Annotated in this window: 8 protein-coding genes; 1 reads left to right on the top strand and 7 read right to left on the bottom strand. The window is 67.2% G+C overall.

The genetic code is table 11. The features are described 5' to 3' along the window. The 7 genes from R1101_RS0101760 to R1101_RS0101730 form a co-directional block, all read right to left on the bottom strand. The coding region (locus R1101_RS0101760) for an FAD-dependent oxidoreductase (protein WP_016931771.1) at positions 1 to 1,419 on the bottom strand (1,419 nt) is incomplete at its 3' end. A 159-nt stretch (positions 1,420 to 1,578) separates the two neighbouring features. Continuing rightward, positions 1,579 to 2,748, bottom strand: a complete 1,170-nt coding sequence (gene hsaA / locus R1101_RS0101755) for a 3-hydroxy-9,10-secoandrosta-1,3,5(10)-triene-9,17-dione monooxygenase oxygenase subunit (RefSeq protein ID WP_016931770.1) — start codon at positions 2,746 to 2,748, stop codon at positions 1,579 to 1,581. A 140-nt stretch (positions 2,749 to 2,888) separates the two neighbouring features. After that, positions 2,889 to 4,346 (bottom strand): MmgE/PrpD family protein, encoded by a 1,458-nt coding sequence (locus R1101_RS0101750; protein ID WP_016931769.1) that lies wholly within the window; start codon positions 4,344 to 4,346, stop codon positions 2,889 to 2,891. A gap of 233 nt (positions 4,347 to 4,579) precedes the next feature. Then, on the bottom strand, positions 4,580 to 5,503 hold the full coding sequence (bphC, locus tag R1101_RS0101745) for a biphenyl-2,3-diol 1,2-dioxygenase (protein WP_016931768.1): 924 nt from the start codon (positions 5,501 to 5,503) through the stop codon (positions 4,580 to 4,582). A gap of 34 nt (positions 5,504 to 5,537) precedes the next feature. Next, entirely contained in the window at positions 5,538 to 6,716 is a 1,179-nt protein-coding gene (locus tag R1101_RS0101740) for an acyl-CoA dehydrogenase family protein (RefSeq protein WP_016931767.1), read from the bottom strand. 170 nt (positions 6,717 to 6,886) lie between these two features. After that, on the bottom strand, positions 6,887 to 7,753 hold the full coding sequence (locus R1101_RS0101735; protein WP_016931766.1) for an alpha/beta fold hydrolase: 867 nt from the start codon (positions 7,751 to 7,753) through the stop codon (positions 6,887 to 6,889). Positions 7,754 to 7,870: 117 nt separating this feature from the next. Further along, positions 7,871 to 8,764, bottom strand: a complete 894-nt coding sequence (locus R1101_RS0101730) for an IclR family transcriptional regulator (RefSeq protein WP_442969876.1) — start codon at positions 8,762 to 8,764, stop codon at positions 7,871 to 7,873. Positions 8,765 to 9,028: 264 nt separating this feature from the next. Between R1101_RS0101730 and R1101_RS0101725 the strand changes: the two genes are divergently transcribed. Further along, the gene (locus R1101_RS0101725) at positions 9,029 to 10,174 is read left to right on the top strand and encodes an oxidoreductase (RefSeq protein WP_016931764.1); all 1,146 of its coding nucleotides are present in this window, start codon (positions 9,029 to 9,031) and stop codon (positions 10,172 to 10,174) included. The last annotated feature ends 82 nt before the right edge of the window (positions 10,175 to 10,256 follow it).

Genomic DNA, 10,256 nt, shown 5'->3' with positions numbered 1-10,256 from the left:
GTCACCGAGGGAGATGCCACTGCAGTAGCCCCACGCCGAGAGACCGGACGTACAACGGCCCGCCGCATACAGACCGGGAATCGGATCTCCGTCCACATGAAGAACTTCCGAGTCCACCGAGGTCTGCAGTCCCCCCAGGGTGAAACCTCCGGTCATGCCGCGCAGATCGATCGCGGCGATCGGCGATCGAAGGGGCCGCACCCACTCCGCCTTCTTTCCGAAGACCGGATCCGTCCCCGATTCGGCGTGCCGATTGTAGAGCTCCACCGTCGAGACGAGAGTTCCTGCGGGAAGACCCATTTCGGACTCGAGTTCCGACACCGTCTCACACACCCAGGTCGGCCGGTGACGGAGTTGCGGACTCGAGGTCGGTGTGGCCATTCCTTCCTCGTAGGCCTGTTCGTCGATGACCAGGAACGCCTGATTGTCGTTCTGGTACATGGTGAGCTGGCCGATCCGCCCGGGATAGGTGTCCTCGGTGACGTAACGCTGCCCCCGGCCGTTGACCAGGATGCCTCGCGCGATCAGTTGCGGGTCGCAGAAGAACGCGACCTCACAGGCGTCCATATGCGCCAGTCGCGCTCCGAGTGCCTGAGCCATCGCGATTCCACGACCGTCGTGCTCCTCCACGGTCGCGGCAGGCCGCTTGTACAGCCGTGGGGCGTGCGCCTGCATCATCTCGTCGTTGTAGGCGAACGACCCGGTGGCGAGGACGACACCGCCGCGCGCACGTACCGTGAGCGGAGCACCGAACCTCGTGGCGACGATCCCTACGACGCGTCCGGTCTCGTCGACGACGAGACGCTGGACCCGGACATCGGATTCGACATGCACGCCGAGATCGGCGGCCTTCGCGATCAGGGTCGTCATGAGCACGTGACCGGCAGCCTGATCACCGTTGCGCGGCATCGTCACCTGAGCGAGATGCCCACGGGGAGCGGGGTCGACGAGTGTGGCGAACGGCGCGGCGTTCTCACCACCGCTGTACATGAGCGAGTCGTCCACGGGGCACTCCCACCCGGGCTGGGACCAGAAGCTCTCCTTGTAGGGCACGCCGCATGCTTCGAGCCACTCGAAGTGGTCGACGCTGCCCTCGCAGTAGACGTCGAGTTTGTCCTCGTCCACACCCGGACCGAGGGCCGCGGCGAGAAAGGTCTTCATCTGCTCGGGGGTGTCGTCGAATCCGCACGCCTTCTGCAGTCGTGTGCCACCGCCGAGGTAGACGATGCCGCCCGACAGCGCCGCCGCTCCCCCACCGCCGCCGGTACGTTCGAGCACCAGTACGTCGGCGCCACTCTCGGCCGCACCGATCGCTGCGGAGACACCGGCGATACCGAAACCGGCGACCACGACGTCGGCTTCGAGATCCCAGCGTTCGATCTCGCCGGCGGGGACAGGGCGAACCGGAGAAGTGCTCATGGAAGGTCCTTCCGAAAACGGAGAGCGGCACACGATCCCGCAGAGGGTGGAGTGATCCCCTCGGACCGTAGAGGCCGTTCCCCCTCGGCGGTGAAGAATTCCCGGTGGCCGGGAGAACGGGCAGAAACACTCGCGGCGTCCCCACCGGGAGCGCGGAGATCAGATGAGATTGTCCTCGACCGGCAACCCGAATGCGTCCCGTCCGTACAAGGCATAGGCCCGCTCGGGTTCGTTCGCGACGTGGACGCTTCCGGCATGTGCGTCGCGCCAGGCACGTTCGATGACACCGCCGAGGAACAACGACGTCCCCCCGGCCGTCTTGAACAACAGGTCGATCGCCTCGACCGCTCGCTCGGTGGCCCGCACCTGATCCCGCCGGGTACGCAAGCGCAGTTGCAGCGGGATCTCCGCGCCCGCCCGCGCCAGCTTCCACAGCTCACGCATATTACGGTCGAGCTGGAGCGTCGCCGCGTCGATATCCGATGCTGCCCGTCCCACGGCGACCTGCGCGAACGGATCGTCCACGAAACGTCCCCCGCCCAGACTCAGCCGCACCCGCTCGCGCATCGCCGACAGATACTCGTCGTAACATCCGGCAACCACCCCCACGATGGGCACGGCGACGGCGGTGGTGAACATGGCGGCGAACGGAAGCCGATAGAGCGGACCGGGGTTGACCTTCTGGCCCGGCCCTCGCAGCTGCGAGGTCTCGTAGTTGCTCTTCACCCGGTAGTCGGGGACGAACACGTCGTCGACGACGATCTCGTTGCTGCTCGTCCCTCGCAGTCCCACGACGTTCCACACGTCGCGAATCATGTAGTCGCACTTCGGAACGAGGACGGTGACGACATCGACGGGCTGCCCCTCCGATCCGACGATCACCGCACCGAGCAGCGCCCACGAGGCGAACCCGCAGCCGGAGGAGAACATCCACGTTCCGGACAGGCGGTAACCACCGTCGACGGGGACGAGTCTTCCGACCGGGGCGTACGCCGAGGAGATGAGCACGGAATCGTCCTCACCCCACACGTCGCGTTGCGCCCGGTCGTCGAACAGAGCGAGATGCCAGGGATGGACACCGACGATGGAGGCGATCCATCCCGTCGAGCCGCAGACCTCCGAAATCGTCCGCACCACTTCGTAGAACCGCGCGGGTTCGGTCTCCGATCCGCCGTACCGGCGGGGTTGCAACATGCGGAACACTCCGGCCGAGACGAGATCGCGGATGGTCTCGTCGGGAATGCGGCCGAACTGGTCGACACGTGCGGCCCGATCGGCGATCCCCGGGGTCGATTCCCGGACCGCGTCCAGAACGTCGTCGGCGGTCATCGGACTCCTCGTGTCGTGTGTGCGCTTCCCCCGCAGCATATCCGGGTTCCACGCGCCGACTCCTGTGCACCCGCGCGGCTACGGCAGCGACCGGCCGTGTCCGAGTTTCGGATGGATACTCCCGCCGGCGCGTCCCGAGGTCACTCGACGCGCAGGAGCGGCGCGAGTTCGGTCGCCACGTTCTGCACGGATCCGAGATCGCGAACCGTCCGGGCGAGCCGCTCGAGTTGTTCCACGGAGACGAGATCGCCGCAGAAGTCCACCGCTTTGCTCATCACGCTGTCCCAGTCCGCACGGGTCTCGGGGGTCCAGGGGTCTCCCCGAGTGAACTCCGTGTCCACCACGTACTCCCGGCCGCGGGCGCGCACCGTCATCGAGGCACGGGTTCGGCGGGGGCGGCCGATCGTCGAATCGGCCACGGCGTCTCCCCAGTCGCGGTCGAGTTCGGGATCGGGTGCCGTCACGATCCTGGACGCGATGTCCCACACCTTCGGATCCTGGGTGTGGATCGGATCGAACCACGCGGGTCCGGGTGTGATCTGCAGGACGGCCAGTGCGAGCAGATAGGGGATGTTGAAGGCTCCGTGGATCGCGGCACGATGGTCGGGTTCGATACTCGTTGCCGGCGTGTGGAACACCCGCTGGCTGTAGGCGCCGGGGTTGAGCCGAACCTCGATGTGTTCGATATCGTCCGGCCCCCAGCCGTGCTCACGGACGAGCGCGCGCAACGCATCGATGGGGGCACCCGTGTAGCGGCAGGCGGGGTAGTACTTCACGGCGCTGTCGAGTATCCACCAGTGGTCTCCGATATCCTCGGTGATCGCCTCGCGCCGCACCGAACGGAATCCCTGGGCCTCGAAGAATCCCGGTTCGAGGTCGAGCAGGTCCGGTTCCCCCAGATAGCCGGCCTCGGCAAGAACCAATGCCGTCATTCCTGCCTGCACCACATGCATGTTCGGGCAGTACTTGTAGGTGGCCAGTTCCGTGCGTTCGGTGTTGTGGGTGTTCCGGGCCGTCGGGGCTGTCGCCGCAGCGAGCGCGAGCGCGTGGATCATCCGGTCGCGGGACACACCCGACACCAGGCCGGCGGAGACGACCGTGCCGAGAGTGCCGTATCCGCTCCCGAAGAGCTCCGACCACTTCATCTTTCCGTCGGCGACCTCCATGAACGAGCATGCGAGGTTGAGCCGCGCGGTCATGTCGTAGCCGACAGCGACGGCACGGAGCAGGCTGTCGCCGGACGCACCGACGCGTTCGGCCTCGGCGAGGGCCGAGGAGACCACGATCGTCGCGAAGTGCGCCGAATTGAAGAGCGTGTCGTCCGCGTCGAGCGCGTAGGTGATCTCGGAGTTGAACGCAGCGGCGACGGCGGCAGGCGCTTTGGTCGAACGGCCGAACACGGTGGCTTCCTCGGGCCCGCCGAGGCGATCGATCACCGTGTGTGCCATGCGAGTACGTTCCATGCGTGCTGCGGCGAGGCCACACACGAGGGTGTCGAACACGATGAGTCCGGTGTAGTCGGCGACTTCCGGCGGCAGCGCGCGGGCGTTGCGCGCGGCGGCGAAGTCGGCGATTCGTTCGGTCAGCAGTGACGTCACAGGAGCACCTCGGGCATGCGTAGGGACGGCCCGCGTCGAGTGCGTGAGAATCCGGCGTGAGCTGTAATCCACATCACTCTCGCCGAAGCGAGTGACGCACCACCTTCCGGTCCCGCTCACCGGGAGCGCCCTTCCCGGTGCACCGAGGCGATCGGCCAGGCCCACCGACGCGACGATGCCACGGCGTCGTACGCCGTGGCATCGTCGGAAGGTATCCGGGTGGACGAACTCGATCAGCCCACCGGAGGCGAGAACGCCGCGAGCGGTTCGGAACCCGACCAGTCGTGGCCCCAGTAACTGTCCGCGGTGATTTCCTCTGCGGTGTAGAAGGCCTCGTCGACGAGCATCCCCTCCGTGCCGAACTCGATGTCCCATCCGCCCGGAGCCCGGACATAGAACGAGACCATCTTGTCGTTGGTGTGGCGGCCCAGTGTCGACGAGATCGAGAAACCGAGCTTGTTCACCCGATCCAGGGCCTGACCGACCGCGTCGAGGGTGTCGACCTCGAGCATCAGATGCACGAGACCGGGCGCGCTCCCGGGCGGGGCCGGGCACAGCGCGAGGCTGTGATGGCGGCGGTTGACGCCGAGGAAACGCACTCGTCGGACCGGCGGGGGGGCCGAGAGTCCGCCGAGCCGTGTCGCTCCGCGCGGGAGGAAACCGAGTACCTCGGTGTAGAACTCGTAGGACTCGGCGAAGGCTGCGGTGGGCAGGACGACATGTCCGAGCCCTTCCTCACCGGTATGGAAGGTGCCGCCGAAAGGCGTCACGATCGGGCTGTGGTCGAGCACCGGCCCGAAGAAGACCTCGGTGCGAGTTCCGCCCGGGTCGTCGAAGGCGATGACCTGCTCGGCGTCGCGGTAGGTGGACTCTTCCTCCGAGAGCACCTCCACCTCGATGCCGGCCTTCTCGACCGCCTCGCGCACGCGGCGGAGAGCGAACTCGTCGCGCACCTCCCAGCCCACGGCGAGCGCCTTGTCGACCTCGCCGGGAAGCACGATCAGACGTGCACGGCGCTCGTCGATGCGCAGGTAGAGACCGTCGGCCTCGGGCCCGGTACCGACCGCCATGCCGAGTCCGTCGACGACGAGTTCTCGCCAGCGAGTGATGTCTGTGGTCTGGATCCTGAGATAACCCAGGCCCCGGATGTCCGTCATATCCGAATGTTCCTTCGCCGTCAGTGGGGTTGTGTCAGATCATCGACCGCATCATGCCCTGCGGCTCCTCGCCGAGCTGGCAGAGCGTCGCGGCATGGAAGATGGATCCGGGCACGTGGATGGCGTGGCTGAGACCCGCGTGGGCGTCGCGCCAGAAGCGCTGCAGCGGGTTGCTCAACTGCAGTGCGCCACCGCCGGCACGGGCGAAGATCTCGTCGACCGCTGCCACGGCCCGCCAAGCGGCGGCCGTCTGCGTGCGCCGGCCGATGGCGCGCTGCTCGAAGGTGACCTCCACGCCCTTCTCCGTCAGATCCCAGAAACGATCGACGGTCTCGAGGATCGCGGCCCGGGACGCGGCGATCTCCGCCGCGGCGTTGCCGAGGGCCGACAACACGTAGGGATCCTGCTTGATGGCCGTGCCGGACACCGTGACCCGCTCACGCTGCGACTCGATGTAGCAGTTCAGAGCGCCCTCGGCGATACCGATGAGCGACGAGGTGATACCGAGCGGGAAGATGCACGAGAACGGGAACTTGTAGAGCGTTTCGTCCCGGCCGGCGTCCTGCCATGCCACACCGCCCATGACGCGCTCCGCGCGCAGGGTGCGGTACTCGGGGAGGAAGGCATCCTTGACGATGAGGTCCTTGGATCCGGTGCCACGCAGACCGACCACGTTCCAGCTCTCGTGGTCGATGGTGTAATCGGACCGCGGCAGGAGCACGTGCAGGCTCTGTGGCGGGTTGAGCCGGTTGCCGTCCTTGTCGCCGACGGCCGCGCCGATCATCACCCAGTCGCAGTGATCGGTGCCCGAGGAGAACGACCAGCGGCCGTTGAGGATGTACCCGCCGTCGACGGGGGTCGCGACACCCATCGGCGCGTACGGGGAGGCGATCCAGGTGTCGGGATTCTCGCCCCATACCTCTTCCTGCGCCTTCGGGTCGAAGAAGGCCATCTCCCACGGGTGGACACCGACGATGCCGCTGACCCAGCCGGTCGCGCCGTCCATCGCACCGATGGCCATGGCCGTCTCCGCGAATTCCCGCGGGTGCGCTTCGAGACCGCCGAATTCCTTCGGCTGCAGGAGCCGGATGACACCGGCGTCACGGAGTCTTTTTGCGCTGCGGTCGGTCAGACGCATGAGGGTGTCGCCTTCGGCGCCGTCCGCGCGGATTTCGTCTGCGAACTCCGAAACGGAGTCGAGCACCTGTCCCATGATCTCTCCAGCTCTGTGAGGGTGACGCCCCCGGTACGGCATGGTGAGCGTCGGTTCCGTTGGCGCTTACGGTCCCAGGAGAACGGTTCTCGTATCGTGGATTTTCCACTGAGCGGGAACCGCTCGGCCGGCGCCGAGGGTACCCGGCGGGCACCCTCGGCGACCGGTGCCTAGGAGTCTTCTCGGGTGAGGAACGCGAGCACGGTCGACAGCCATGCCTCGCGTGCTTCGATCATCGTCCAGTGCCCGCAATTGGGGAACACGTGCAGTTCACCCCGGCGCAGCTCGCGCATCGGGAGCATTCCCATGTCCACGGGACTGACCCGGTCGTCCCGGCCCCAGGTGAGCAGGGTCGGCGCGGTGATCTTGTGCAGCTGAGCCCAGTACGGGGTGGCGTCGGAAGCGGCCGCGGCCTTCGCGGAGGCGGCGAAAGCAGCAGTGCTGTACATACGCCGTGCGATCTCGAGGGTCTTCGGTTCGGTGGCGAGTGCCCACCGCTCCTCGATGAGTTCCTCGGTGATGATCGCCGGGTCGTACACCATGGAACGCAGCCAGCGGACGAGTTTCTCCCGGGTCGGATCGTCGGTGAACTCCATGAGCAACCGGATGCCCTCGCCGGGGGACGGAGCGAAGACCGACCGTCCCGCCCCTCCGATGGTGACCAGCTTCTTCACCCGATCGGGCTGGGCGATGGCGAATTGCGTTCCGACGATTCCGCCCATCGAGTTACCGATGACGGAGACGCGGTCGAGGCCGAGTCCGTCGAGGAAGTCCGTCACGGCCACCGACGCCATCGCCATCGGGTGGCCCTCGCACGGATCGCTCACTCCGAAGCCCGGAAATTCCAGGACCAGGCAGCGGAAGTGCTCGGCGAGATCGGCGAGCACACCTCGGTAGTTCCGCCAGCCGGTGACACCCGGCCCGGATCCGTGGAGCAGCAGGAGCGGTTCACCCTGGCCCGCTTCGTGATACCGGAGGGTGCCGCGGTCGGTCGCGAGTTCCCTCGCCGTGGTCTCGAAACTCAATTGCGTCGTCATACCGACGAGGTTTCCAGTGATCCCACTCACGTCGCGCGTACGCTCCCGATCACCGGGATGCCCCGAGCAGGGACCGGGGGTGCGGACGTATGAGTGTTGCATCCAGCTGTCGGACTGCTACATCCAGCCGTCGGACTGCGTCGCGAGCATGCGTTCCATGACCTGCGGTGACCACGACGCATCCGCCGCCCGCGCGGCACGATTGCGGCGGGGGGTGCTCAGTTCGGGGTACAGCGTGCGGGAGATGTCCCGGACGGCGTTGGCGACCAGCGGTGCGATGCGCTCGAGGTGTCCGGGGCGGGTGGGCCCGCACAGGGAGATCGCGGCGACGGGCGACGCAGGGCTGCGGATCGCGGCGCCCACGCAGGACATACCCGCGGTGGCCTCGCCGGTTTCGAAGGCCAGGCCGTGACGGCGGCGGATCCGGTTGAGTTCGAGATGCAGGGTCGACAGGTCGGTGATGGTCCGCTCCGTGCGCGGGGGCAGTTGCGGACCCACGTAGAGAGCATCGACCTGCTCGGGTTCGAGACCTGCGAGCAGTGCCTTGCCGCCGGCGGTGGCATAGGCGGGTGCGCGTCCCCCGACACGGGAGGGCAGTGCTGCGGCGAGCTGACCACCGATCTTGTCGAGGTAGACGCAGTCGCGGCCGTCGAGCACGGACAGATGCGCGACCATGCCCGTCGTCATGTGCAGTTCGTGGAGCAGGGGCGCCGCCGCCTCGCGGATGCGGATGTGCCCGCCGTCGCCCTCACCCATGGCCTTGGCGCGGCGACCGAGGCAGTACCCGAAGGATGCGTGGTCGATCCAGTCGAGCCGTACCATCTGGTCGAGGATGCGGTGGACCGTCGAGCGCGGCAGGTGAGTGCGGCACGCGACTTCCTCGAGGGTGAGCCTGGAGGACATGTCGTCGAACGCGTCGAGGATGAGGGTCATACGTTCGACCATCGACGCGGGCAGTTCGCGCTTCGATGCCTGGGAGACCTGCGCATGTTGCGAGTCGGACATCGCCACCCTTTCTCCGAACCTGGTCACCCACGACAGTGACGAAACTGAAATTGATTCTTGTGGGCGCTCTCCAGAGTACTCGATGGTGACCTGCTGCACAATTCCCGTTGAGCGGACACCCCGCGGGTCGGACGGCCTCGCCGCTCCCTCCGCGCGTCTCACTGAGCAGGAGATACCCGGCCTCGCGGACAGGACTGTGGGTACAACCGAGGCGCGGGCCGAATCCGCCCTGCAGCCGTCATCCTACGAGTCGAAAGAGCCGAGACCGCGATGCCAGAAACCGAGTCCCCCCTCTTCCGCCCCCTGACGGTGCGCTCTCTCGAGCTCCGCAACCGCATCGTGATGTCCCCGATGACCCGCTCCTACTCGCCGGGTGGCGTGCCCGGCGCGGACGTCGTCGAGTACTACCGGCGCCGGGCCGCGGGCGGTACCGCCCTGATCGTCACCGAGGGTGTCGCCATCGACCACCCGACGGCGGTCGACAACCCGCGGGTGCCGCACATGTACGGCGAAGCAGCTCTCGACGGCTGGCGCCGCGTCGTCGAGGCCGTCCACGCCGAAGGTGGACGTATCGTTCCCCAGCTCTGGCATGTCGGCCCCCTCTGGGGGGCGATGACCGCCGATGTCGATCCCGCTCTCACGCCCATGCGACCGTCCGGTGTCTGGGGCGAGCTCGGCGTCACGTCCTACGGGAAGGGCTACGTCGAACGAGCATCCGCCCCCACACGGGCCATGACCCTCGAGGACATCGAACAGGTCGTCGCCGCCTACGCCGACGCCGCCGCCGCTGCGGCCCGGGTCGGCTTCGACGGCATCGCCCTGCACGGAGGGCACGGTTACCTGCTCGACTCGTTCCTCTGGGAGGGAACGAATCTCCGTGACGACGAATGGGGCGGAGACCTCGCGCGCCGCACCCGCTTCCCTGCCGCGGTTGTCGCTGCGATCCGCTCGCGCATCGGCGACGACCTGCCGATCTTCTACCGGTTCTCGCAGCACAAGCAGCAGAACTACGAAGCGCGGATCGCCCACACGCCGGACGAGCTGAAAGCCGTCCTCACGCCTTTGGCCGAAGCAGGGGTCGACGTGTTCGACGCGAGCATCCGACGTTTCGACATGCCGGCATTCGAAGGCAGCGACCTCACGCTCGCAGGCTGGGCGAAGAAGGTCACCGGAGCGCTCTCGATGGCGGTGGGCAGCGTGGGAATCGCGACCTCCTTGCGCGAGAGCCGCCTGCAGGGCAGTGCGCCCGTGCGCAACAACGTCCCCGAACTCGAACGACGTTTGGGCGACGAGGAATTCGACCTGATCGCCATCGGACGTCTGCATCTGGCCGACCCGTCGCTCGCAACGACCCTGCGCACCGGTGCCGAGCTGCCCGAGTTCGATCGCACGGTGCACGAGGCCGCACTCGTCTGATCTCCGGCACGCGGTCCCGCTCATCGGGATCACCGAGCGGGGCGACTCTCACCTGCTCTAGAAAGTGATCCGAGACACTCCC

Origin of the sequence: Rhodococcus sp. R1101 (assembly GCF_000278445.1) — a bacterium.
Taxonomy (GTDB): domain Bacteria; phylum Actinomycetota; class Actinomycetes; order Mycobacteriales; family Mycobacteriaceae; genus Rhodococcus; species Rhodococcus gordoniae.
This window is presented reverse-complemented; position numbering and strand designations above follow the sequence as displayed.